We start from the raw sequence: 24,748 nt of genomic DNA on the forward strand, positions 1-24,748 counted from the left end.
CAACCGCGGAATACAGAGGCGGGCGCACTCTGCCTTAAATTATGCCGGGGATGATTACATTAAAGTCTGAACTAAACTTAAAGCAAATTGCCCGCGAACACCAAGTTTGCGGGCAAAATATCTTATTGGCAACGGATGAACGCAGCAGCGGGAAAATGCCGCTACTTCAGATTGAGTGCGGCCTTTATTGTCGCGTCGTTTTCGGTCTGCTGGACGACGACGCCGTACCAGCCGAGCCCGTCGTAATCTTCGTAGCCAAGAGTGTGCGCGAAGGCGACGATCGAGCCGTTATTGTCGTAGTAGCTGCCTTTCGCCTGGCCGGACGGATTGGCGAGCGCGAAATGGGAAAACAACAAGGCGGGATTGGTGGTGGCGATGACCCGGCTCTTGCCGTCGAGCAGCATGACCGTCGTTCTTTCCGCCAGCTGCGGCGGCAGGTTCGCCTCTTTCTCGACGATCGCCTGGCCCTGGTTCTGCCAGTCGAAATAGACGCCGAGCGTGCCGACCAGCCGCCCGTCGAGCTTGCCCTCTTCGCGGATGCCTGTTGCATAAACGAGCGCATGCCTGGCGTCGTGGAGCGGGCTCGCTTTGACATCATCGACGATATAAGCGTCGCCGGAGGAGCAGACCGACGCCGCGCGGAACCACGGATCGCCGGCAAGGCTCGTGCCTGCGATCTTGCGCTGGAACTTGGGATTGGCGGAAGCGATCACCTTGCCCGAGAGATCGGTCATGACGAGATCGAGATAGACGGTGTAGAAGCGGTTGATGGCGCCGAGACGCTCCGCCGCAAAGGCGACGGTTTCCCGGCTCGGATTCTGCAGCGCCTGCCAGAGTGACGGGTCCGTCGCCCACCAGCGCACATCGGCCGTGCGCTCGAAGAGATTGCGGACGATGAGTTGCACCAGCGTCTGCGCCAGATCGGTGAGGCGAACGCCCTCCATCTCTTCGACCAGCGAATCGGCCATGGCGCGGCTGAGGCCGATACGGCCGAGCACGTTGCTCTCGAACCTGCCGGTGATGTCGGTCGCGATTTGCGCCAGCCTCTGCACCTCGTTGGCAACGACGGCAAAGCCCTTTCCGGTCTCGCCGGCCCTGGCCGCCTCGATCAGCGCATTGATCGCCAGCAACTTGATCTGCTTGACGATATGGGTGTTGTCGGCGCTGAAGCGCTCGAGGTCGGTGCTGATGCCGTCGGTGACGACGCGCATGGAGCGCGGTGTCGCATTCTGCGACTGGGAAATGGTTTCGGCGCTAAGCGGCTTCATCAAATGGGATCCTGAAAGGAGCGGGTATTGTTTGTGCGGTGAAGAAAACTTCGAGATCAGCGATAAAAACGATGCTTACCTATGGTTTTCAATTGGTTAACGTCGAACAGTCAGAGGTGAACTTTTTAGGGGGAATGACAGAAAAGAGGGTGATTTCGGAGCTGTGGCGCAGACACGTCACGATTGAGCCTGCGGCTGAAAGGCGATTTGCGATTCTCCCGCCTTGCTCAGGATTTTTTCGCCAATCGGTTTTTCTTTCGCTACGATGGAAGCCGTCACCCGTTGCGTTCCCGAGTCGAACGCGTCCCCCCGTTCCGGTTAAGTCAGTATCAAGAGCCAGAATCATGCACTCGGTTCTCAGAAACCCGATGAGAGGCATTGCGCTGAAAGTCTCGTCGGTCGTGGTCTTCCTGGCCATGCAGACCTTCATCAAGCTGGCGGGCTCGGACATCCCGCCGGGCCAGGTCACCTTCTGCAGGTCGTTCTTCGCGCTTTTCCCGATCATGGCCTATCTGGCCTATAACAGGCAGTTGCGCGCCGCCTTCTACACGGCCAATCCAATCGGTCACCTCAAGCGCGGCACGATCGGCATCTTGTCGATGGCTTTCGGTTTCTACGGCCTCCTGCATCTGCCGTTGCCGGAGGCGATCGCGCTTGGCTACGCGTTGCCGCTCGTCGCCGTCATCTTCGCCGCCGTTTTCCTCGGCGAGACCGTGCGCATCTATCGCTGGAGCGCCGTCTTGGTCGGCATCGTCGGCGTCGCCATCGTTTCCTGGCCGAAACTCACGCTGTTTCGCGACGGCGGCATGGAAGCCGAACAGGCCGTCGGCGCGCTCTGCGTGCTGTTCTCGGCCGTTCTTGGCGGCATGGCGATGATCCAGGTGCGCCGCCTCGTCGAAGAGGAGAAAACGGCGACGATCGTGCTGTATTTCTCGATCACCGCCTCGGTCTTCTCGCTGGCTTCTCTTCCCTTCGGCTGGCTCATCCTGCCATGGCCGACAGCGCTCTATCTGATCGCCGCCGGTTTTTGCGGCGGCGTCGCGCAGATCCTGTTGACGGAAAGTTATCGCCATGCCGATGTCTCCACCATCGCGCCGTTCGAATATACGTCGATCCTGCTCGGCGGCATCGTCGCCTATTTCGTCTTCGGCGACGTGCCGAGCGTGACCATGCTGATCGGCACCGTCATCGTTATCGCCGCCGGCATCTTCATCATCTATCGCGAGCATCAGCTGGGCATCGAGCAGAGAGAGGCGCGCAAGGCCACGACGCCGCAAGCCTGAGAGCGACAGGCGCATGTTATCAAGGTTTTAACGCGGGGATTGCGGTGGCTTGAAACTTGCTCTCAACGACCGAAAAGAGTGGTGAATTCTTGGGATACCGTCGGCCTGTGGAATATGATTGTTGAAGATGAGAGAGTATCATTTATTCCAAGCTGTGCATGTCTGAATGGCCGCTGATGCCGGATGAGCTCTCGGTATCGTTGCTCCGAACGCTGGCCAGCGAGCGGAGGTGGAGAAAAGCAGAATGGCATTCACAGCGGAGCAATTGGTGGGGAACTCTTCCTTTCTGATGAGCATTCGCTTTTTGGCTGGGCAGATGCGCGGCATGTTCGATGCCGGTCCGCGGCTGGCGCGATTGCTCGCTTCTCATCAACGCTGGGTTCTGACCCAGACTGCCTATGCCCTCCACCTGGAATATGATCCGCGCGACCCGACGTCGGGTTTCACCGCCGTGCGGCTGACCGGGCGCATCACCGCACACAAGGTCGCGAGCCGCAACACGGTGCTCGCCTTCATCGAAGAACTCTATACCTACCGCTTCATAACCCACACGCCCGGCGACGAGCGGCGGCGGCCACGTCATTTCGAACCGGCCGATGTCAGCCATCAGGGGATGTTTGCCTGGCTTTTCTCCAATCTCGGTGCGCTCGACCTGCTCGACGGCGGTCAAAGGGCAGCCTTTTTCCAGGCAAATCCATCAGTGATGCGGCTCATTCAGCCGCGCATTGCCCGCCATTGCCTCGAAGATGCCGCCTGGCGCGAACCGCCGGAACAGGTGGCGCTGTTCCTCTGGACGGAAGCCGGCGGCCTCGTCGTCGATAATTTCATCGCCCGGATGGATATGGAAGGCAGCGAGCCGAGGAGATTGTCGGTCGGCCGCGTCGAAACCCGTGCGCTCGCCGCCGATTTCATGATGTCGCGCACCCATCTGCAACGGCTATTGGCAAAGGCGGCGCAACGCGGCTGCGTCGGCTGGTATGACGAACCGCGCAAGACGCATCTTTGGATATCGCGGGATTTTGTCGAGGAATATTGCGCCTGGCAGGCGGTCAAGTTCGCCTATGTCGACGAAGCCTTTGAATGGGCGAAGGCCCAGATCGAGGAAATGGCCATTTGACCAGAGCACTTCCAGCAAAAGTGCGCAGCGGTTTTACGTCCGGAATGCGTGAAAACAAGAGATAGAGCATTTCCGTGACTCGGAAATGTTCTAGAGAACGATCGCCGCTGTACCTGCGCCAATGCGGGATCCGGCATCGGCCGGCTTGACCGAAAGTTCGCGCTCATATTCCCGCGCGGCACAGACGGCGACGCGGATATGCTCGAATGTTTCGATGTGGCGCAGAAGCGATATCAGGATCGTCGACATGTTGGGGTACTCTTATACGAAGCGCAGGCAATGCGCCTACAGCGCCGCGCGTCTTTTTAAGAGGCGCAAAGGACGCTGCGACATGTTGAATTCCTGCTCAATACTGCTGGAAGTCCGAAAAAATGGCGTTCGGACGCGCAGTGCGGCTGTTGATGCCGGTGCCGCGGGCAATCATCTGTTCGTTCGTGGCAAAGCCGAAACGGCTGTAGCCTTGAGTGGAACGAACCTGGTCGCCGGCGAGGCGAAGGGTTTCAAACCCGCTATGGATAGGACGAAAACGTTTGCTCATGGCCTTGGTTCCTGTGATTCCTCCCAAGACACAGCTCATATTGCAATGCAGCATTAATTCCGCAATGCATCATGACGGGATGCAGTCATGCGAAGAATGCATAGGTTGATTCATAAATTATTCAACTTTGGCTAATTTCCAAGCAAAGAGAGGGATTTAAGCTTCGCTTGAAAAGCCAGCAGGTCGTTCCAGGCCAGCCGCTTGTTTACAGGTGCAGTTAACAGATCCTGCGGATGCAGGCTGGCTATGGCAGGAATGACACAGTCGGCAACGGCAATCTCCTTCCAGCGGCCACGCAACCCGTGAATCGTATCGTTTTCGCCGAAGAAGAAACGCGCCGAAAAATTGCCGAGAAGCAGGATCGCCTTCGGTTCGGCAAGTGCGATCTGCCGCTCGATGAAGGGGCGGCAGATATCCATTTCCGCCGCCGAAGGCGCACGATTGCCAGGCGGGCGCCAGGGGATGACCTGCGTCAGCAGAATGGCTGAGCGCTTCAGCCCGATCGCCGCCAGCATCTTGTCGAACAGCTGGCCGGATTTCCCCGAGAAGGGCATGCCCTCGCGATCGTCCTCGGCGCTCGGCGCCGAGCCGATCACCATGATCCCGCTTTCGGCATCGCCGCTGGCAAAGATCGTCGAGCGGGCGCTGTGCTTGAGGTTGCAGCTGTTGAAGGCTTCGATCGCGGTCTTGAGTTCGACAAGCGATCGCGCGGTTTCGGCGACGAACCGCGCCTGCTGCACCGCCTCGCCGTCAGGGATCGCAGGTTGTGGGCCGGGCGCTGCGCGTTCGGCAGGCGCTGGGCGGGCCGCTGCATTCGGACGCGGCGGTGCCTGACCCGCAGGGCGTTCCCCAGCGGCAGGTTGCTGCTGCGCCGCCGCCGCCGCCGGGCGGCGGGCGGCCTTCATCGCCTCGAACTCGGCGAAGCGGTCGATCGCCTCTTCCTCCAGCAGCCATTCCACGCCGGCATCCGCATGGAAATGCAGAAGCGCTGCAAGCTCGGCGGGGGAAAGGTCGTTGGCGGAGATCATGCGGCAAGTCTAGCGGAGTGACAGGGGCATTGAAAGGGCGGGTGGCAGATTGCCCGCCCTTGTCTTCGCTATTGCACAGTCCATTGCGCGATGTCGTCGCGTTCGCCGATCAGCGCCAGACCATGGGCGATCGACAACAGTTCGCCGCCGCTTTCGATCCGGTCGCGCTCGAAGCGTTCGGTGAAGATGCGGCGCACCGCCGGCACGAAGGAAGTGCCGCCGGTCAAGAACACCTTGTCGATCTCCGCAGGCTTCGTTTCGGTCTTGTCGAGCACGTCGTCGAGCGCGCCTTCGATGCGGGCGAGATCGTCGGCGATCCAGCCTTCGAAATCGCTCCTCTTGATGCTGCGATGTCCACCGCGACCGAGTGGCGCGAAATCGAAAGGCGCTTCCTCCGAGGCCGACAGCGCCATCTTCGTCGCCGACACAGCCTGATAAAGCGGGTAGCCCTCGTCATGGTCGATGAGGTCGATGAAGATTTCGAGCTTTTCCGGCTCCAGGCTGGTGCGCACCAGCTTCTTCAGATCCTCGAATTCGCGCGTCGTCTTGAAGATCGACAGCTGGTTCCAGCGGCCGAAGCTGGAATAGTAGTTGGACGGCACTTCGAGGATCTTGTCGAAGCTTTTGAAATGGCTGCCCTTGCCGATCATCGGCGCGACGATGTTGTCGATCATCCTGTAGTCGAAATGGTCGCCGGCGACGCCGACGCCGGAATGGCCGATCGGCGTTGCCGTCAGCTTGCCGGCGACGGTTTCGAAGCGGATCAGCGAATAGTCGGTCGTGCCGCCGCCGAAATCGGCGACCAGCACGGTGGCATCCCGCTTTAGGTTCTGCGCGAAGTAGAAGGCGGCGGCGACCGGCTCATAGACATAGTGGATCTCGGGAAAACCGAAGCGCGACAACGCCTCATTGTAGCGTTCGGTCGCCAGCGCCGGATCGGGGCTGGCGCCGGCAAAATGCACCGGTCGGCCGGTGACGATGCGGCTGACGTCTGAAGGCCAGTTGTCGCCGGCATAGTTGCGCAGGCGCCGCACGAAGACCTCCATCAGATCCTCGAAATTATGCCGCTTGGCAAAGATCAGCGTGCCCTGGAACAGCGCGCTCGCCGCAAAGGTCTTGATCGACTGCAGAAAGCGACACTCGCCGGGATTGTCGATGAATTGGCGGATCGCCGCATGGCCGGCCTCCACCTTCAGCGCGGAAGCGCCGAGCTGGGCATCCTTCATGAAGGAAAGCGCCGTGCGCATGCTGTCTGCCGTACCCTCCGTGCTCGTGAACGCCATCGAGCGCGTCGTCCCGCCGTCCGCCATGGCGAGAACCGTATTCGTCGTGCCGAAGTCGAAACCCAGCGCCTGAGCCATGCCCGCACCTCTTCATGCCGATTGTTATTGGAGACGGAGCATCGCTCCGCAAAAGGGCGTGAGACGCCCGGATTCAGGAGGGCGGGTGATGCCACAGGGGCGTGACACATTCAAGGGGATTTAAGGGCTTATATGTCTCGTAGCTACGCTGCCTTCCCTTCTTCTCCCTGGCGGGCGAAGAGGGTCGTCGCAAGGCAAGTCAGCACTGCCGAGGCTTGCAGACCGCCGTTACTCGGCGGCCATCGCCCTTGCCTCTTGCAACTCCGGCTCCTCGACCTTCTTCTGGCCAGTCAGCCGGCCGAGGAAGTTTCCGAAGCGGTCCATCTCGACGAAGATGACGGGGGTGATGAAGAGCGTCAGCATCTGCGAGACGATCAGGCCGCCGACGACGGCGATGCCGAGCGGCTGGCGCAGTTCCGAGCTTGCGCCGGTGCCGAGCGCAATCGGAAGGGCGCCGAGCAGGGCGCAGAAGGTCGTCATCATGATCGGCCGGAAGCGTCGCACGCAGGCTTCGTGGATCGCAGCCGTCGCCTTTTCACCTGTCGTGCGCATGGTCTCCACCGCCACGTCGATCATCATGATCGCGTTCTTCTTGACGATGCCGATCAGCATCAAGAGGCCGATGAGGGCGATGATCGACAAGTCGAAGCCCATGATCTTAAGCGCCAGCAGTGCGCCGAATGCTGCGGCCGGTAGGCCGGAAAGGATGGTGAGCGGATGGATGAAGCTTTCATAGAGCACGCCGAGCACGACGTAGATAGTCAGCACCGCCGCCAGGATCAGATAGGGCGTATTGCCCTGCGATTGCTGGAAGATCTCGGCCGTACCGCCATAGGACGTGAAGACGTCTGCCGGCGTGGCGATGTCCTTCTTGATCTGGTCGATCGCCGCCGTCGCATCGCTGAGCGAGACGCCTTCCGGCAGGTTGAAGGAAACGGTGGTCGAGACCAGCTGGCCCGTCTGGTTGATGGTGACCGGCCCGGTGGTGCGTTGAACATGCGCGAAGTTCGAAAGCGGCACCAGGCTGCCATTGGCAGAGGCGACACGGATCTCCGAGAGCTTCTGATCGTCCCAGGGTTTGCTGGTATCGTATTCGACGATGACGTCGTAGCTGTCGCCGGTCGACTGGATTTCCGCGGCAGGATATCCGCTGAAGGATTCCTGCAGCGTCGTGCGTAGCGTGTCGTTGTCGATCCCGTAGGCGGCTGCCCGCTCGGTATCGATGACGATATTGGCCTGCAGGGCGTTGTTTTGGGCATCCGATGTCACGTCGGTGAACAGCCGCTCCTTGCGCATCGCCGCCTGAATCTTGCCGGCCCAGAGGTTGGTCTGATCCGCACTCAGCGCCTGCACCACCAGCTGATACTGGCTCGCGGTCTGGCGGCCGCCGAAGCGCAAGCTCTGGTTCGGCGTCACGAAGGCCTGGACGCCTGGGATCTTGTTGATCGCCGTGCGCAGCTCGCGCAGTGTCTGATCTAGCGGCGGACGCTCTTTCTTGTCCTTGAGTTCGACGAACATCGAGCCGTTGTTCTGTGGTTTGTTGGGATTGCCGCCGATCGTCGACATCACGTGGTTGACCGCCGGGTTCGCCTTGACGGCGGCTGCCGCCTGCTGCTGCAGCGCCTCCATGGCGGAATAGGAAATGTCCTGCCGGGCCTGTGTGCTGATCGTCAGGCGGCCGATATCTTCCTGCGGGAAGAAGCTCGTCGGCAGCGCCATGAAGAAATAGATCGTTAGCGCCACCGAGCCGAGGAAAACCCCGAGGATCGTCAGGCGATGCTGAAGGCACCAGCCGACAGCCCTGTCATAGCCGCGCAGCGTCCGTTCAAAGCCGGCATCGAAGATGCGGATGAGGAGCGGCGGGCGGCTCTGGTGGTTGGACAGACGTGAGGCGAGCATCGGCGTCACGGTTAGCGAGACGATGGCCGAGGAGATGATGGCGATGGCAACCACCATGCCGAATTCGTTGAACACGCGGCCGACGACGCCGCCCATCAGCAGGATCGGGATGAACACCGCAATCAGCGACACCGACATGGAAATGATGGTGTAGCTGACTTCGCCCGCACCCTTGATCGCCGCTTCCCGCACCGGCATGCCTTCTTCGACATGGCGCAGGATGTTTTCGAGCATGACGATCGCGTCGTCCACCACGAGCCCCACCGCGAGCGTCAGCCCGAGCAGCGAGATGTTGTCGATGCTGTAGCCCAGCACATACATCATGCCGAAGGTCGAGATCAGCGACAGCGGAACGGCGAGCCCCGGGATGATGGTTGCTGTGGCATGGCCGGTGAAGAGGTAGATGACGAGAACGACGAGGCCGATCGTCAGCAGCAGCGTGAACTTCACGTCGGAGATGGCATCGCGAATCGGTTTTGCGGCATCGTTCATGACGACGGTGTTGACCGAAGGCGGAATTTCGGCGTGAAGCTGCGGCAGCTTGGCGTTGATCGCATCGACGACATCGACCGTGTTGGCATCTGGCTGACGCTGGATGGCGAGGATGATGCCGCGTTGGCCGTCATACCAGCTGCCCGTATACTGGTTCTGAACGCTGTCCTGCACATCGGCGATATCGCCAAGGTGGACGGGTGCACCGTTCGGATTGGCAATGACGAGCGAGCGGAATTGTTCGGCATTGGTGCGCTGGGTATTCGCCGTGATCGTCATGCTCTGTGAATTATTCTGCAGCGTTCCCACAGGCTGCTGGCTGTTGGCGGCAGCGAGCGCCTTGTTGACGGTATCGATGCCGATGCCGCGGGTTAAAAGCTTGTTGGGATCGACCTCGACGCGCACGGCATAGGTCTGCGCACCGTAGACGCTGACCTGGGCAACGCCGGGAAGTGTCGATAGCGACGGCGAGATGATGTTCTCGGCGATCTCGTCAAGCTTGCTGCGCGGCATAGTGTTGCTCTGTACGGAGAGCAGCATGACAGGCGCATCGGCGGGGTTGGTCTTGCGATAGCTCGGCGGCGTCGTCAGATTGTCGGGCAGTTGCCGGGTGGCATGCGAAATCGCGGCCTGCACGTCGGCTGCGGCCGCATCGATATTACGACTGAGGTCGAACTGAAGCACGATGCTGGTGCTGCCGAGCGAACTGGAGGCGCTGATTTCAGTGATCCCGGGAATGGTCTCGAACTGCTTGATCAGCGGTGTCGAAACCGAGGTCGCCATCGTCTGCGGCGAGGCGCCGCTCAACTGCGCCGAAACGTTGATGGTGGGAAAATCGACCTGCGGCAGCGCCGCGACAGGTACGAGCTGATAACCGGCAAGACCGGCCAGAATGACGCCGATGGCAAGCAGCGTCGTTGCGACGGGGCGCTGGATACAGAAATTCGGGATCATTGCTGAGCTCCCACCGCGATCGTCTCGGAGGGCTGCTGTTGCCGAGGCGCTTCGGCGGAGGCGACATCCAGCGCCTTTTCGTCGAACTGCTCGTTGATCGCCTGCTGGTCGCTGAGCTGGCCCTGGCCCTCGACGACGACATGATCGCCTGCCTGAAGACCTGATTCTATGGCGGTGAAGCCGCCATTTGCGCGGGCAATGGTGACGGGCGTCAGATGCGATTTGCCGTCTTTGGCGACGAAGGCGAAGAAACCCTCCGGGCCGGGGCTGACGGCAACCGTCGGCACCACCACCTGCTGTTCGTCATTGTTGAAATGCACGACGATGTTGACCGACTGGCCGGGCCAGAGCGCGCCGGAGGCATTTTCGAATTTCGCCTTGGCGAGGATCGTGCCCGAGGCCGTATCGACCGTATTGTCGTAGAAGCTGATCTCGCCCTTTCGGATTTTGCCCTTGGTGGAATTGGGAGCCGTGCTGACCTTGACCGGACCGCTTGCCAAAGCACTCTTCAGCTCCCGCAGATAGCGCTCCTGCAGGTGGAATTTCACATAGATCGGATCGTATTTGGCAATGGTGACGATTGCCGCACCGGCACTGAGGAATGCACCCTTGCTGACAGCGATATCGCCGAGCCGGCCGTCGAAGGGCGCGCGGATATCGGTGTGCTCGAGTAAGATCTGATCGGAGGCAAGCGACGCCTTGTCGGCGTCAACAGTGGCTGCAGCGGTGTCGCGGGCGGCAACCGCCTGGTCGAGGCTCTGCTGGGTGCCGGCCTTTTGATTGAAGAGATCCTGCGCGCGCGTCAATGCGGTTTCGGCTTCCGAAAGCGTTGCCGCGTCGCGCACGATCATCGCATTGTCCTTGTCGACGGTCGCCTTGGCCGTCCGGTCGTCGAGCTTGGCGATCAGGTCGCCGGCTTTCACGGTCGCCCCATCCGGCGCATCGATGCTGACGACCAGACCCTGCTCCTGCGCGGCGATGGTCGTGTTGTCATCGGCATCGGCCCAGCCGGTCGCCGTCACATCCATCGGCAGCGTCGTTTTCACGGCCGCAACCGTCTTGACGACGGTCGGGCCCCCGCCGCCGCGTCTGCGCCCGCCGCCCTGATGTTGCCCACCGTCCTGCGCCTGATTGGCCTGCCCCTGATCGGCCTGCGCCTGCTGCCCGCCGACATTGCCGGCTTCCGGCTGCTTGATGAACTGCGAGAGGTAGGGAATGCGGGAGGCATAAGGGACCAGATTCCCGAATTGCCAGACGCCGACGGCGGCAACTGCGATAACGCTGACGGTGATCCAAAATTTCTTCATGGGCGAGACCGGTGTTTGGGCAAGGTTGCGGGGAGCAAGGTTGCGAATATTATACCCCGATTAAGCCACTTATATTGCGGCTCAAAAAAGACATAATTCCCGGGGGTGTGATCACTAAGTGGTTATAACGGCTTAAATTTTTGTAATGAATATTCCGTAATATTCAAACTGTACTAATATAGCCTCAGTGTTACCCAATGCCGTTTGGCGGAAGCGACGCAAGCGGTTCGGCAGAAGGCGATGTCGATCCGCCTGCCGTTCAGCGCACGGGAAGAACATGGGAAAAACCAAGAAGGCAGGTCGTCATGACCGAGTTGGACACCAGCGAATTTCGCTCTCTCATAATAAGCGTGTTTCCTGAACTGACGGCCTCCGTCTTTAAGCTGGCGGCCAGGGGCTGGGATTCGCTTGCCGTCGACGTCGATGACACGCTGATCTTCAAATTTCCCCGCAATCTCGGCGCGGAAAGAGCGCTTGTGAAAGAAGCCGCCTTGCTCGACATTGTTCGACCGTCGCTGTCGATGGCGGTTCCCGACATGCGCATTCACGACGGGCCGCCGATCTTCTCCAGCCATACCAAGATCGAGGGCGAACATCTCATTGCCGAAGATTACGATGCGCTTGGCGCAAGCGATCGTCAGCGCCTCGCGGAAGATCTCGCGCGTTTTTACGCCGAGCTGCATGTGCTCGATGCCGATCGCATACGCTCGGCGGGTGCCGGGGCAATCCAGCCATGGCAATTGCCCGAGACGGTGCGAATAAAGGCTTTGCCGTTGCTGCCGCCTGACATCAGGAGTTTTGCGCAGGCCATTATTTCGGATTTCGAAGCCTTGCCTCCCGATCCCTACGGCAACATCTACGGCTTCTTCGACGGTCACGGCTGGAACATGGCCTTCGATCATGCGCAAAGGAGGCTGAACGGCATTTACGATTTCGCCGATTCCGGCTTTGGCCCGCTGCACCAGGAATTCATTTACTCGAACTTCATCTCGCCCGATCTGACCGCGCGCATCATATCGGCCTATGAAATGCTGACCGGACGCAGGCTCGACCGGCGGCGCATTGCGATCCTGACCGGCTTCCATCGTCTGTCCGAGCTCGCCGAACTTGCGGACGATCCGGCGAACGTCGAACAGATGATCCGAAGTGTGGCGACATGGGCGACGGCGGTCCGCGTCGGCTGAGAGGGAATGGTCAGACGGATCGTGCCGCGCCGCCGTCGCAGCGGATGAGCGAGCCGGTGATGTAGCTTGCCGGTTGGCTGCACAGGAAGGCAGCCGTTGCGGCGAATTCCTCGACCTTGCCGTAGCGGCCGACCGGAATACGCGCCTCCTTGTCGGTACGGATCTCGTCGAGGCTCTTGCCGGTCCGCTTTGCCGCCGCTCCGTCGAGATCGTCGAGCCGCGCCGTCAGGATGCTGCCGGGCAAGAGCAGGTTGGTGGTGACGCCGAAGCCCGCCACTTCGGAGGCAAGCGTCTTGCTCCAGCCGGCAAGGGCCGGGCGCAGCGTATTCGACAGCGCCAGGTTGGCGATCGGTTCGATCACGCCGGATGAGGCAACCGTCAGGATGCGGCCCCAGCCCTGCGCCTTCATGCCGGGCAGCAGCGCATTGGTGAGCGTGATCACCCGCACGACCATGGAGAGGAAATAGCTTTCGAGCTTTTCGCCCGTCATCTCCTCCGTGGTGCCGGGCGTCGGCCCGCCGGTATTGTTGACGAGGATATCGAGCCCGCCCAACTTCTCCTTCACCGCCGTCGTCGTCATCTCGACGAAGCGTTCGTCCCCGAGATCGGCCCAGATCCAGTTGGCCCGGCCGTTGCCTTCATCATTGATCGCCTTGCAATTGGCCTCCAGCTGTTCGCCGCTGCGCCCGCAGAGCAGCACGTTTGCGCCCTCCCGCGCCAGCGCCACGGCGATGCCGAGGCCGAGGCCGCGCGAAGAGGCGAGGACGAGTGCCCGTTTGCCTTTGATGCCGAGATCCATGATTGTCCTCCGATAGTGTCGAGCGATGTATAAGGCGCAAGCGGCGGAAAAGGAAAGGGGATGTGACCGGACTGGGGATGTTTGATAATTGATGTTGACGTAAGCGTTATGCAATTCTGCCTCACGAGGCGTCATCATTGTGCGAATTGGAAGATTGGCTGTCGTATCCCGGCTCGACAATGCTTTCTCGTTTTGACAAGAAAGTGCCATGACGGGATGACGGCCGCGTGCCGCCAAGCGGAGACGAGTGAATGACCGAGACGACTGAGCTGCCAGAACGCGAGAGCATGGAATTCGACGTGGTGATCGTCGGCGCAGGTCCTGCCGGTCTTGCGGCGGCGATCCGGTTGAAGCAGGTCAATCCGGAGCTCTCCGTCGTCGTGCTGGAGAAGGGTGCGGAAGTGGGCGCGCATATCCTGTCTGGCGCCGTCGTCGATCCGATCGGTATCGATCGGCTGCTGCCCGGCTGGCGCGACGAGGCCGATCATCCCTTTAAGACCGAGGTCAGCGCCGATCACTTCCTGCTGCTTGGCCCGGCCGGCTCTGTTCGCCTGCCGAATGTGCTGATGCCGCCGCTGATGAACAACCACGGCAACTACATCGTCTCGCTTGGGCTCGTCTGTCGCTGGCTGGCGGTGAAGGCCGAAGAACTCGGCGTCGAGATCTATCCAGGCTTTGCTGCAACCGAAGTGCTCTACAACGACGAGGGCGCCGTCATCGGTGTTGCGACCGGTGATATGGGCATCGAGAAGAACGGCGAGCCCGGCCCGAACTATACCCGCGGCATGGAACTGCTCGGCAAATATGTGCTGATCGGCGAGGGGGTGCGCGGCTCGCTCGCAAAGCAGTTGATCGCCAAGTTCGATCTGCAGAAAGACCGTGAGCCGCAAAAATTCGGCATTGGCATCAAGGAGCTCTGGCAGGTCAAGCCGGAAAACCACAGGCCGGGCCTGGTGCAGCACTCCTTCGGCTGGCCGCTCGGCATGAAGACTGGCGGCGGCTCCTTCCTCTATCATCTGGAAGACAATCTGGTGGCCGTCGGCTTCGTCGTCCACCTCAATTACAAGAACCCCTATCTCAATCCCTTCGAGGAATTCCAGCGCTTCAAGACGCATCCGGCGATCCGCACCACCTTCGAGGGCGGCAAGCGGCTGTCCTACGGCGCTCGCGCCATTACCGAGGGCGGCTACCAGTCGGTGCCGAAGCTCTCCTTCCCCGGCGGGGCGCTGATCGGCTGTTCGGCCGGTCTGGTCAACGTGCCGCGCATCAAGGGCAGCCACAATGCGGTGCTGTCGGGCATGCTGGCGGCCGAAAAGATCGCCGCGGCGATCGTATCAGGCCGCAGCCATGACGACGTGATCGAGATCGAGAATGAATGGCGCAAGGGCGACATCGGCAAGGATTTGAAGCGTGTACGCAACGTCAAGCCGCTGTGGTCGAAGTTCGGCACGGCACTCGGCGTAGCGCTCGGCGGGCTCGACATGTGGACGAACCAGCTCCTCGGTTTCTCCTTCTTCGGCACGCTGAAGCACGGCAAGACCGATGCCCAATCGCTTGAGCCCGCCTCGCAGCACAAGCCGATCGCCTATCCGAAACCCGATGGCGTCTTGACCTTCGATCGCCTGTCCTCGGTGTTCCTGTCGAACACCAATCACGAGGAAGACCAGCCGGTTCATCTGCAGGTCAAGGACATGGCGCTGCAGAAGAGTTCGGAACACGACATCTATGCCGGCCCGTCGACGCGTTACTGTCCGGCCGGCGTCTATGAATGGGTGGAGAAAGACGGCAAAGACGTCTTCGTCATCAACGCCCAGAACTGCGTGCACTGCAAGACCTGCGACATCAAGGACCCCAACCAGAACATCAACTGGGTGCCGCCACAGGGCGGCGAGGGGCCGGTCTATCCGAATATGTGAGGCGGATTGTCCTCGCGGTCGACAATTCTTGCGTGCTGACGCCTTCGTGATCGCCTCCTGCCGGAGGCTGTTAGCCGTTCGTTAACCATAATTTCCTTAGCTTGCGACATCATGTTGACGCACTAAGGACACATTCATGACGATCTCGCGCCGGGGCTTCCTGATCGCTCTACCGCTTTTCGTGGCCGGCTGTTCTTCGACCGGCCTGAACAGCCAGACGAATTACGCCGCACTTCCGGATGAAAAATTCCCCTTGGGGCAGGTGCCGATCGACAAGATCAAGCCGGAACTTCGCCGCCAGGAAGTGGCCTACGAAACCACGCATGCTGCCGGCACCGTGATCGTCGACACGCCTGCGCGCCGCGCCTATTACGTCCTCGGCGACGGCAGGGCGATGCGTTATGGCGTCGGTGTCGGCCGCGAGGGGCTGGCATTTGCCGGTAACGCCTATATCGGCCGCAAGGCCGAGTGGCCGAGCTGGACGCCGACGGAAAACATGCAGCGCCGCGAAGAGCGCTATCGCAAGCTTGCCGGCGGCATGCCGGGCGGCCCGAACAGCCCGCTCGGTGCGCGGGCGATATATCTCTACCGCGGCGGCAACGATACGCATTTTCGCATTCATGGCACCAACCAGCCGCAATCGATCGGTCTTGCCATGTCGAGCGGCTGTATCCGCATGATGAACCACGACGTGATCGACCTCTATAGCCGCGTCGAAGTCGGCGCCAGGGTCGTCGTCATCCAGGCCTGACGTGTCCGTTCCAAGCTCGGTTAGAGGAATTCCAGGAAAAGTGCGAAGCGGTTTTCCGTCCGGAATTGCGGGAAAACAAAGAGATAGAGCATTTCCGTGATTCGAAGAAAAACGGAAAAGTTCTAGGACGCCCTCTCCATTGAAAAAGCCGCCGCAGCGATGGCTGCAGCCGGCTTTCCATCTGCTGTTGGTGTTGGATTTCAGCGGCGCGGTGCGGCGATACCCGTCGAAAGCGCCACACCGATGCCGGTGATCACGGCGGCGCTGATTTCCGTCATGCCGATCGCTTCGCCAAGCAGCAAGCCGCCGCCGAGGGTTGCAAGCACGGGCGTCAGCGCCGTGAAGGCGGCAGCCTGTGTTCCGCCGAGTGTTCTGACGGCGGTGCCGTAGGCGACCATGGCGACGAGACCGGAAAGAACGCCCTGGCTCAGCACCTGCAGGCCGATCTCGTGAAGCGGAGCCTGCGGCAGCGAGATGCCGAAGCTGAGGGCAAGCGTGCCCATAATCAGAAAGGACCAGACGGCGATCAGGGCGCTCGCTTGCACGGAGGTCAGGCCGGAGCGGCGGAAGGCATGCGTATAGCTCGCCCAGAGAATGGCGCCGGCCGGCAGCAGCACGAAGCTCGTCCAAGGCAGCGAGGCGTCCGCAAGGCTCTGCGTGAGGAGGATCAGCACGCCGGCGACGATCGCAACGAGCCCAGCAATGCGTGTGCCGTCGGGTCTTTCGCGAAACAGCGCGATTCCGATCAGCGCCGCGGCGAGCGGCATCGAGCCGCCGAGCAGAATCCCCGAGGAGGCGGCCGGCGTCGAATGGATTGCCAGCGTGGTCAGCAGGAAGAAGACGGCGCCGGAACCGGACACCATGATCGCCAGTAGGTGAAGCGGCAGGCCCTTCGGCAGCAGCCCCGTCTTCAGCCAGACAGGCGAAAGCACCAGAGCCGGAATTCCGAAGCGGATCAGCCCGATGTCGATCGAGCCGAGCGGTGTTGCTGCGCTGTGGCGGGTGACGAGAAACCATGTCGCCCAGATCAGCACGGTAATGGTGCCGCCGGCATAACCCAGTACCTGCGACGGCGACTTGTCGTTGGAAAATGCAATGGTGGTCATCGTCTTAGTCCTTTCCTTCATCCGGAGCCTGTCCGGTTGAAGAAAAGATTAGCGCCAGAGCCCAAGGCATGTCCTTGCTATCTCTAGCTCTAAAATCATGCTATGCGCAATCTTCTGCCAATCGAGGCCAATGGGGATCGCGAAAATGCCAAATCTCGATAAATTCGATATCGCCATCCTGAAGTGCCTGCAGGAGGATGCGCGGGCCACCAATGTCGAGATCGCCGAGACGGTGAACCTTTCACCGTCGCCCTGCCTGCGCCGCATCCGCAATCTCGAACGCTCCGGTATCATCCGCGGCTACACGGCGGATATCGACCGCAATGAGGTCGGTCTCGGCCTCACCGTCTTCGTCGAATTCAAGGTCGTCCAGCACAGCCGCGAAAATTCCGAGGCGCAGCAGAAGGCGCTGCTCGCCATCCCCGAGATCGTCTCCTGCTTCCTGATTTCGGGTACGGCCGATTTCCTCGCCGAAGTAGTGGTGGAGGATCTCGCCGCCTACGAACGGCTTCTGACGGAAACGCTATTGACCTTGCCGAATGTCAGCGACATCCGCTCGAACTTCGCCATCCGCAGCATGAAGACGCATGGGCCGTTGAAGCTGCCCGAGGGAAAATAATTCCCCTCGGGCTTGCGTGCGGGTTTAGAGCAGCGTTCCGCTGAGGATGAGCAGCGCCACCGAGAAGTAGATGACGAGCCCGGTGACGTCGACCAGCGTGGCGACGAAGGGGGCTGAGGCGCTGGCCGGATCGAGCCGGAGCTTCTGCAGCACGAAAGGCAGCATCGAGCCGCAGATCGAGCCGAAGGTGACGATCCCGATCAGGGCGGCAAAGACCGTGACGGCGACCATTTGCCAGTGCGGGCCGTAGTCGTAGAGCCCGGCCGATTGCCAGAATACGATGCGGATGAAGCCGACCAGGCCGAGGATCGCGCCGAGGACGATGCCGGTCGGCAGTTCGCGCAAAAGCACCTTCCACCAGTCCGAAAGCTTCAGTTCGCCGAGTGCCAGCGCCCGGATGATCAGCGACGTCGCCTGTGAACCCGAGTTGCCGCCCGAGCTCATGATCAGCGGGATGAACAGCGTCAGCACCACGGCCTTTTCCAGCTCGCCTTCGAAGTGCTGCATCGCGCTCGCCGTCAGCATTTCGCCGAGAAACAGGGCGGCGAGCCAGCCGGCGCGCTTGCGGATCATGCCGGCGAAGCTGATTTTCATGTAGGGTTGGCCGAGCGCCTCCATGCCGCCGAACTTCTGGGCCGCTTCCGTCGTGTCTGCGATCATCGTGTCGATCACGTCGTCGACGGTGACGATGCCGAGCATCTGCCCATGTTCGTCGGTGACGGGGAGGGCGAGCAGGTCGTGCTTGCGGATCAGCCGGGCGACATCCTCCTGCTTCATCAGCGGATCGGCCGAAACCGGCACGCCCTTCTGAGCCACGGACAGAATGGAGGCGTCGGGCTCGCCGGTGATGAGGCGGCGTAGCGTCACCACATGCATCAGTGCATGGCTTACGTCGTCGAGCACATAAATGGCGTAGATGGTCTCGCGCGAGCGTTCGACCTGGCGCACATGATCGAGCGTCCGGGCAACGGTCCAGCTGTCAGGCACGCTGACGAACTCCGTCGTCATGATGCCGCCGGCCGTGCGCGGCGGATAGCCCATCAGGTGCTGGATGGCGATGCGCACCGGTTCGTCGAGGCTGGAGAACAGCCGGGCGCGGGTCTCGCCGTCGAGTTCGAGCAGCACGTCGGCGACGCGGTCGTTGGACATGCCGTGCAGCAGCCGCGCGGCGTCCTCGGCGCTGATCAGCGCAAGGATCTGTGCGGCGTTGCGAAGCTCCGGCCGGTCGAGAATGTTGACCGCATAGTCGAGCGGCATGCCGGTCAGCACCCGCCCGGCGTCCTGGACGCTCAGCGCGTTCAACGATTCGACGCGCTCGGCGATCGTTGCGCCGCGGCTGTTGTTGATGAAGGCACGGGCGGCATGGCCTGCCCGAAGAGGGAAGCGATTGATGTTCATTTGAGGCTCGCCTTTCCGTCGATCCGCCGTAGCGTCCGATCGGGCGAGCCGACAGGAGTCGGTCAGCGCACGAGGGCCGCGTACGGCAAAGGCAATCGACTGCTACTGTCGCTTGGCATCGTTATGATGGCTCCGTTGAAATCCGTGGCTGACGAGTGTCATCCACGTGAATGCTAGGTGGTCCCGAATGCAGAAAAAGTCAAGCGGGGTAAATGCTTAACGCCAGAATGCCGCACCCCCGCGATGCGGCATTCCAGGCGGGTATGGCCAGGCGGGTGGCTTGTAGACCTTGCGGGTCGAAAACACCGGCCCGCCGGCTGCGATCTCAGAACCCTGCAAGCACCGCCTTGCCCTTCATCCTGCCGCTTTCGACCATGGCATGCGCCGTCTTGAGGTTTACCGCATTGATCGGCCCGACGATCTCTGAAAGCGTGCTGCGGATCATTCCGGCGTCGACGAGCTCGGAAATCCTGTTCAGCAGCTTGTGCTGCTCGATCATGTCAGGCGTGCCGTAGAGCGGGCGGGTGAACATCAGCTCCCAATGAACGGAGACGGCCTTGCGCTTGAAGGGCACGATGTCGAGCGTCTTCGGATCGTCGATCAGCGCGAAGCGGCCCTGCGGCGCAATCGCTTCGACGATGTCGCCGATATGCCTATCGGTATTGGTGGTCGAGAATATGAATCCCGGCGCGCCGATGCCAAGCGCTGCCACCTGCGGCGCAATCGGCCTGGAATGGTCGACGACGTGATGCGCGCCGAGTTCCTTCACCCAGTCCTGCGTTTCCGGCCGCGAGGCCGTGGCGATCACGGTCAGGTCGGTCAATGCCCGGGCGATCTGGATGGCGATCGAGCCGACGCCGCCGGCGCCGCCGATGATCAGGATGGATCGTCCCGCTCCCGAAACCGCGTCCTGTACTTTCAGCCGGTCGAACAGCGCTTCGTAGGCCGTAATTGAGGTCAATGGCAGGGCGGCCGCGGCCGCAAAGTCGAGGCTCTTCGGTTTGGCGCCGACGATACGCTCGTCGACGAGATGGAATTCGGCATTGCTGCCCGGGCGGCTGATGACCCCGGAATAGAACACCTCGTCGCCGGGCTTGAACAGGGTGACATCAGCGCCGATGGCGTTGACGATGCCGGCGGCATCCCAGCCGAGCACCTTGAACTCGCCCGCGGGCGGTGCGGAATGGGCGCGCACCTTCACATCGACGGGATTGACCGAAACGGCTTTTATTTCGACGAGCAGATCGTGGCCCTTGGCCTCCGGCATCGGCAGCTCGACATCGATCAGCGAGGTCTCGGCGGAAATCGGCTGGGGCGTTTTATAGGCGACGGCGCGCATGGGAAACTCCTGTGTTCGTTGCACGGAAGCTAGATGCGCACTATGGTCCGACAACGCAAGAATGCACAAATTCTGTACGTAGTACCCAAAAGGATACTGTAAAATGTCATTGCCGCGCGCCAAGCTCGTCAAGAATTTTCCCGGCTGCCCGGTCGAAGCGACGCTGACTTACCTCGACGGGAAGTGGAAGGGTGTGATCCTCTTTCATCTGATGGAGGGAACTCTGCGCTTCAACGAATTGCGGCGTAAGCTGCCGGCCGTGACCCAGCGCATGCTGACCAAGCAGTTGCGGGAACTGGAAGAATCCGGCCTGGTATCACGCGCCGTCTATCCGGTTGTGCCGCCGAGGGTCGAATATGCAATGACGCCGCTCGGCATGACGCTGAAGCCGGTCATCCAGGCGTTGGCCGTCTGGGGAGACGATTATGTCTTTTGCAGCCCGGAAGGCCGCGAACTGCGCCTGGCCTCAGACGGCCTGCGCGCTCCGGTCGCGGCGCTCGAGGCGTAGCGAGGCTGCAAAGACGAAGAGGCCGAGGAAGGATAGTACTGCACCGACATAACCGGTTGCCGCAAAACCGTAACCCCCGGCGATGACGAGGCCGCCGAGCCATGCGCCGATCGCATTGGCGATGTTGAAGGCGGAATGGTTGGAAGCGGCAGCTAACGTCTGCGCGTCGGCGGCGACATCCATCAGCCGCGTCTGCAGCGCCGGGCCGGCGGCAAAACCGCAGCCGACGAGGAAAACGGAAAGCCCCAGCATATAGGGATTGGCCGCGGTCAGCGAGAAGGTGGTCAGCACGATGATATTATAGACGAGCGACCCGCCGATCGTGCCGAGCAGCGATTTGTCGGCGAGCCACGAGCCGATGAAATTGCCCGCATTCATGCCGACGCCGAAGAGGACCAGCATGATCGGGACGGCCGTTTCCGGCAGCAACGCCACCTCAGTCGTCGTCGAGGCGATATAGCTGAACATCGCGAACATACCGCCGTAACCGACGGCGGCGATGCCGAGCGTCAGCCACACCTGCGGCCGGCGGAAGGCGCCGAGTTCGCGGAGGAACCCCGCCTCCTCGGAAACCCTGTCCTTCGGAACGTAGAACCAGATCAGCGCCACCGTCAGCAGGCCGAGCATGCCGACCGAGAAAAACGCCACCTGCCAGTCGAGCGACTGGCCGAAGAACGTGGTCAACGGCGTGCCGAGAAGTGTCGCAACGGTCAGGCCGAGCATGACGCGGCCGACGGCACGGGCGCGGCGATGCACCGGCACCATCGAGGCGGCGACAAGGGCCGCGACGCCAAAATAAGCGCCATGCGGCAGGCCGCTGACGAAGCGCAGCAGCGTGAAGCTTTCGAAGGTCGGCGCCATGGCGCTTGATATATTGCCGGCGGCAAAGATCAGCATCAGCATCAAAAGCAGCGTGCGGCGCGCCATCTTCGCGGCGAGCACGGCAATGACCGGCGCGCCGACGACGACGCCGAGCGCATAGGCGCTGATGACGTAACCGGCTTGCGGCGTGGTGACCGAGAAGGTATCTGCAACGTTGGGCAGCAGCCCCATGATCGCGAATTCGCCGGTGCCGATGCCGAAGCCGCCGCAGGCGAGCGCCAGCTGAACCAGCGCCACGGTCATTGCCGACGGCAGCGCTTCATCCTGGCTATCGACTGAAATATTGGCGGCAATCTCACTCACGAGAGCTCCTCGAGGCGGTTTCTGCTTGGCAATGACCCCTGGCGCAGGCGCAGCCGCGAGCCGATCGGTGGGAATGGCGGGAGGTGGAGACGATGTCTCCGATAGGCCATCTATCCGTGAGGTCTCGGCTGCCGTCGAGTGCAATTTTTGCAGTGCAGCGTCCTGCTATCTGCATACGTCTATTGCAATTTTTGCATTTCTGTCCTTTGCCAGGAAAAATGGCTGCGCTTGAAATAGCCGGTATCGCAACCATCTCAGGGGCGAGGCAGGAGCATTTCCACGCCCGAGACGGGAGCTCTTATGAAGCTTGTAGGCTTTTTCAATCGCGACGGCGGGACCTTCAAGACCACCGACATGCCGGCCTATGAGAAGAGGGCGGAGGCGGCTTTCCGCGAAGCGGGGCACGATTTCGACGCGATCGTCTTCTCCGGAAAGGAAATCATTCCTGCCATGGAGCGGGCGGCCAAGCGCGATGATATCGACGGCATCGTCGCCGGCGGCGGCGACGGCACGATTTCGGCGGCGGCATCGATCGCCTGGAAAAACGGCATTGCGCTCGGCGTCGTGCCGGCCGGCACGATGAACCTCTTTGCCCGCTCGCTGCGTGTGCCGCTCGATATCTGGCAGGCGCTCGATGTGCTTGCCTCCGGCGAGATCGACAATGTCGATATCGCCAGCGCCAACGGCCGGCCCTTCATCCACCAGTTTTCCGCCGGCCTGCATGCCCGCATGGTGCGCTACCGCAACGCCTACAGCTATCGTTCTCGGTTAGGCAAGATGCGGGCGAGCACGAAGGCGGCTTTGGGCGTCATCTTCAATCCCCCGGAATTCGAGGTCGAGTTCGAGGCTGCCGGCATGCGCGAGCGCCGCAGAGTGTCGGCGATCTCAGTCTCCAACAATCCCTTTGGCGAGAACGCGTTGCTTTACGCCGATAATTTGACGAGCGGCGAACTCGGCTTCTACACGGCAAATCCGCTGAAGCCTCTCGGCGTCGCCCGTCTCGCCATCGACATGCTGCGCGGCAAGGTCCGCGAGAATGCCGATGTCATGGTGATGCACCCGGCCGAAGTGCACCTGCATTTCCCCAAACTGCGCTCCAAGGCCAATTGCGTCATGGACGGCGAGCTGCTGCCGCTCGAACGGGACGTCTCGATCCGCTTGCATCCGGGCGAATTGAAGGTTCTCGTCAAGCAGGGTCTCGCCGCTCAAGTGAATGCGGACGAACGCCGCGAGCCCGCCGCGTAAGTCGGCCCCGCGTAATTTCAGAGCCGCGGCAAATAGGTGCGGTAGTCGAAATCCGAAACGGTGCGCAGATGCGCGAGCGCCTCCTTGCGCTTGGTGTCGCCATAGAGCGCCTGATAACGCGCGCCGAAGATATCGGCGATGAAGGGCGAGGTGCGGAAGGTGTCGACGGCGCTCAGGAAATCATGCGTCAGTCGCGCCGTATTCGCCGGTGTGTGCGAGGGCGTCGTCTCTTCGCCGGGGTCGAGATCGCCGTCGAGACCGGTGAGCATGCCGCCGAGGATCGCCGCCAGCAGCAGATAGGGATTGGCATCGGCGCCGGCGACGCGGTGTTCGATGCGTGCGGCCGGTCCATCCTTGTCGGGGATGCGGATCGCCGTGCCGCGATGGCCGCTGCCCCAAGTCAGATCGACAGGCGCGAACGAGCCGGGCTGGAAGCGCCGGTAGGAATTGGCGAAGGGGGCGAAGATCAGCTGCGCCGCGCGCATGGTGTCGAGCAGGCCTGATATCACCGATTTGATGAGCTTCGGCTCGCCGCCCCTGGCATCGAGGATGTTGCGGCCTTGCCCGTCGATGATGCTCGCATGCACATGCAGACCGGAGCCGGCATGTTCGGAATAGGGCTTGGCCATGCAGGTCGATTTCAGCCCGTGGCGGCGCGCCGCCTGTTCGGCGATGCGCTTGAGATAGAGGCAATCGTCGGCGGCAGCCAGCGCATCCGCGCGGTGCAGCAGGTTGACCTCGAACTGGCCTGGACCGAATTCCGCCGTCGTCGCATCCGCCGGCAGGTCCTGCGCCTTCGCATAGGCCCTCAACGTCTGCAAATAGCCATCGAGCGCGTCGACGGCGCTCATGTCGTAGAGCTGGAAACCGTTCGCTTCGCCGCGATAGGTGAGGCTTTCCGGCGGGGCAGGGCGTCCGGTCTCGCGCCAGTCTCCCGACATCACGTAGAATTCAAGCTCGGTGGCGACGACGGGCGTCAGCCCGCGCGCCGCATAGCGCTCCAGCACCGAAGCGAGGATGGCGCGCGGATCCATGAAGCTCGGGCTGCCGTCGAATTCGTGCATGGTGGCGAGCACCTGCATCGAGCCCTCGGGCGCCCAGGGCATCGGCGCCAGGCTGCGCCGATCGGGGACGACCTTGCCGTCAGGATCGCCGATCGTCAGCGACAGGCCGGTGATGTCGTCATTGTCGTCGCCCCAGATGTCGAGCGATTGCGTCGAGGTCGGCAGGCGGATGTCGCCGACCCAGACCTTGTCTTCGGCGCTCGGCGGAAGCTGCTTGCCGCGCAGGTCGCCATTCATGCCGACGATCAAGATCTCGAAACGCGGATCGCCGCCGTCGGCCTTGCCGTCCATCCTGTCGCTCGCCATGACCTTGAAAATCCTCCGGGACAAGGCCAAGCTCCTATCTCATCGATATCAGCCTTTCAATCCGCGAGGGTCTTTACCATC

At 61.6% G+C, this 24,748-nt stretch carries 21 protein-coding genes; 8 read left to right on the forward strand and 13 right to left on the reverse strand.

Going from position 1 to position 24,748, the window contains the following annotated elements:
• Positions 1 to 161: 161 nt before the first annotated feature.
• Positions 162 to 1,268 carry a methyl-accepting chemotaxis protein gene (locus N2A41_RS33305; RefSeq protein ID WP_170261269.1) on the reverse strand — a complete coding sequence of 369 codons (1,107 nt, stop codon included), beginning with the start codon at positions 1,266 to 1,268 and terminating at the stop codon, positions 162 to 164.
• Between the two features lie 344 nt (positions 1,269 to 1,612).
• On the opposite strand from N2A41_RS33305, the gene N2A41_RS05985 reads away from it, so the two are divergent.
• Complete coding sequence (locus N2A41_RS05985; RefSeq protein WP_162118969.1) at positions 1,613 to 2,551, forward strand: DMT family transporter; 939 nt, start codon at positions 1,613 to 1,615, stop codon at positions 2,549 to 2,551.
• Between the two features lie 244 nt (positions 2,552 to 2,795).
• Positions 2,796 to 3,668 (forward strand): hypothetical protein, encoded by an 873-nt coding sequence (locus N2A41_RS05990; protein ID WP_162118970.1) that lies wholly within the window; start codon positions 2,796 to 2,798, stop codon positions 3,666 to 3,668.
• 90 nt (positions 3,669 to 3,758) lie between these two features.
• On the opposite strand, the gene N2A41_RS05995 is transcribed toward N2A41_RS05990, so the two are convergent.
• From N2A41_RS05995 to N2A41_RS06020, 6 genes are all read right to left on the reverse strand, one after another.
• Positions 3,759 to 3,917 carry a hypothetical protein gene (locus tag N2A41_RS05995; protein WP_168724950.1) on the reverse strand — a complete coding sequence of 53 codons (159 nt, stop codon included), beginning with the start codon at positions 3,915 to 3,917 and terminating at the stop codon, positions 3,759 to 3,761.
• A 97-nt stretch (positions 3,918 to 4,014) separates the two neighbouring features.
• Complete coding sequence (locus N2A41_RS06000) at positions 4,015 to 4,206, reverse strand: hypothetical protein (protein ID WP_017963605.1); 192 nt, start codon at positions 4,204 to 4,206, stop codon at positions 4,015 to 4,017.
• Positions 4,207 to 4,337: 131 nt separating this feature from the next.
• Complete coding sequence (locus N2A41_RS06005; RefSeq protein ID WP_222387289.1) at positions 4,338 to 5,234, reverse strand: uracil-DNA glycosylase; 897 nt, start codon at positions 5,232 to 5,234, stop codon at positions 4,338 to 4,340.
• A 68-nt stretch (positions 5,235 to 5,302) separates the two neighbouring features.
• Positions 5,303 to 6,595 (reverse strand): Hsp70 family protein, encoded by a 1,293-nt coding sequence (locus tag N2A41_RS06010; RefSeq protein WP_222293122.1) that lies wholly within the window; start codon positions 6,593 to 6,595, stop codon positions 5,303 to 5,305.
• Positions 6,596 to 6,823: 228 nt separating this feature from the next.
• Positions 6,824 to 9,940 carry an efflux RND transporter permease subunit gene (locus tag N2A41_RS06015; RefSeq protein WP_260110511.1) on the reverse strand — a complete coding sequence of 1,039 codons (3,117 nt, stop codon included), beginning with the start codon at positions 9,938 to 9,940 and terminating at the stop codon, positions 6,824 to 6,826.
• Complete coding sequence (locus N2A41_RS06020) at positions 9,937 to 11,247, reverse strand: efflux RND transporter periplasmic adaptor subunit (RefSeq protein WP_222293129.1); 1,311 nt, start codon at positions 11,245 to 11,247, stop codon at positions 9,937 to 9,939. Before N2A41_RS06020 ends, N2A41_RS06015 begins: the two co-directional genes overlap by 4 nt.
• A 305-nt stretch (positions 11,248 to 11,552) precedes the next feature.
• Here N2A41_RS06020 and N2A41_RS06025 point away from each other — a divergent pair, with 305 nt between their 5' ends.
• Positions 11,553 to 12,431, forward strand: a complete 879-nt coding sequence (locus N2A41_RS06025) for a phosphotransferase family protein (protein WP_222293132.1) — start codon at positions 11,553 to 11,555, stop codon at positions 12,429 to 12,431.
• 10 nt (positions 12,432 to 12,441) lie between these two features.
• Here N2A41_RS06025 and N2A41_RS06030 read toward each other — a convergent pair whose 3' ends face one another.
• The gene (locus N2A41_RS06030; protein WP_017963613.1) at positions 12,442 to 13,230 is read right to left on the reverse strand and encodes an SDR family oxidoreductase; all 789 of its coding nucleotides are present in this window, start codon (positions 13,228 to 13,230) and stop codon (positions 12,442 to 12,444) included.
• Positions 13,231 to 13,481: 251 nt separating this feature from the next.
• Between N2A41_RS06030 and N2A41_RS06035 the strand changes: the two genes are divergently transcribed.
• Both N2A41_RS06035 and N2A41_RS06040 read left to right on the forward strand, forming a co-directional pair.
• Positions 13,482 to 15,146, forward strand: coding sequence for an electron transfer flavoprotein-ubiquinone oxidoreductase (locus tag N2A41_RS06035; protein ID WP_222293135.1), 1,665 nt, complete (start codon positions 13,482 to 13,484; stop codon positions 15,144 to 15,146).
• Positions 15,147 to 15,282: 136 nt separating this feature from the next.
• Entirely contained in the window at positions 15,283 to 15,897 is a 615-nt protein-coding gene (locus tag N2A41_RS06040) for a L,D-transpeptidase (RefSeq protein WP_260110512.1), read from the forward strand.
• A gap of 200 nt (positions 15,898 to 16,097) precedes the next feature.
• Here N2A41_RS06040 and N2A41_RS06045 read toward each other — a convergent pair whose 3' ends face one another.
• The gene (locus tag N2A41_RS06045) at positions 16,098 to 17,003 is read right to left on the reverse strand and encodes a DMT family transporter (protein ID WP_222293137.1); all 906 of its coding nucleotides are present in this window, start codon (positions 17,001 to 17,003) and stop codon (positions 16,098 to 16,100) included.
• Between the two features lie 97 nt (positions 17,004 to 17,100).
• On the opposite strand from N2A41_RS06045, the gene N2A41_RS06050 reads away from it, so the two are divergent.
• Positions 17,101 to 17,622 carry an Lrp/AsnC family transcriptional regulator gene (locus N2A41_RS06050; RefSeq protein WP_260110513.1) on the forward strand — a complete coding sequence of 174 codons (522 nt, stop codon included), beginning with the start codon at positions 17,101 to 17,103 and terminating at the stop codon, positions 17,620 to 17,622.
• A gap of 24 nt (positions 17,623 to 17,646) precedes the next feature.
• On the opposite strand, the gene mgtE is transcribed toward N2A41_RS06050, so the two are convergent.
• Both mgtE and N2A41_RS06060 read right to left on the reverse strand, forming a co-directional pair.
• On the reverse strand, positions 17,647 to 19,020 hold the full coding sequence (mgtE, locus tag N2A41_RS06055) for a magnesium transporter (RefSeq protein WP_260110514.1): 1,374 nt from the start codon (positions 19,018 to 19,020) through the stop codon (positions 17,647 to 17,649).
• Positions 19,021 to 19,345: 325 nt separating this feature from the next.
• Positions 19,346 to 20,359, reverse strand: coding sequence for a zinc-binding alcohol dehydrogenase family protein (locus N2A41_RS06060; RefSeq protein WP_222387281.1), 1,014 nt, complete (start codon positions 20,357 to 20,359; stop codon positions 19,346 to 19,348).
• Positions 20,360 to 20,462: 103 nt separating this feature from the next.
• On the opposite strand from N2A41_RS06060, the gene N2A41_RS06065 reads away from it, so the two are divergent.
• Positions 20,463 to 20,867: a winged helix-turn-helix transcriptional regulator gene (locus tag N2A41_RS06065; protein ID WP_222387280.1), complete on the forward strand. Its 405-nt coding sequence runs from the start codon at positions 20,463 to 20,465 to the stop codon at positions 20,865 to 20,867.
• Here the strand turns inward: N2A41_RS06065 and N2A41_RS06070 are convergent.
• On the reverse strand, positions 20,826 to 22,052 hold the full coding sequence (locus N2A41_RS06070) for an MFS transporter (protein WP_260110515.1): 1,227 nt from the start codon (positions 22,050 to 22,052) through the stop codon (positions 20,826 to 20,828). The two genes, N2A41_RS06065 and N2A41_RS06070, sit on opposite strands and share 42 nt — an antisense overlap.
• Before the next feature lie 300 nt (positions 22,053 to 22,352).
• Here N2A41_RS06070 and N2A41_RS06075 point away from each other — a divergent pair, with 300 nt between their 5' ends.
• Positions 22,353 to 23,297: a diacylglycerol/lipid kinase family protein gene (locus tag N2A41_RS06075; RefSeq protein WP_017963622.1), complete on the forward strand. Its 945-nt coding sequence runs from the start codon at positions 22,353 to 22,355 to the stop codon at positions 23,295 to 23,297.
• A gap of 17 nt (positions 23,298 to 23,314) precedes the next feature.
• On the opposite strand, the gene N2A41_RS06080 is transcribed toward N2A41_RS06075, so the two are convergent.
• The gene (locus N2A41_RS06080) at positions 23,315 to 24,667 is read right to left on the reverse strand and encodes a glutamine synthetase family protein (protein ID WP_260111114.1); all 1,353 of its coding nucleotides are present in this window, start codon (positions 24,665 to 24,667) and stop codon (positions 23,315 to 23,317) included.
• Between the last annotated feature and the right edge of the window lie 81 nt (positions 24,668 to 24,748).

This window comes from Rhizobium sp. SRDI969, from assembly GCF_025152725.1.
GTDB lineage: Bacteria > Pseudomonadota > Alphaproteobacteria > Rhizobiales > Rhizobiaceae > Rhizobium > Rhizobium leguminosarum_I.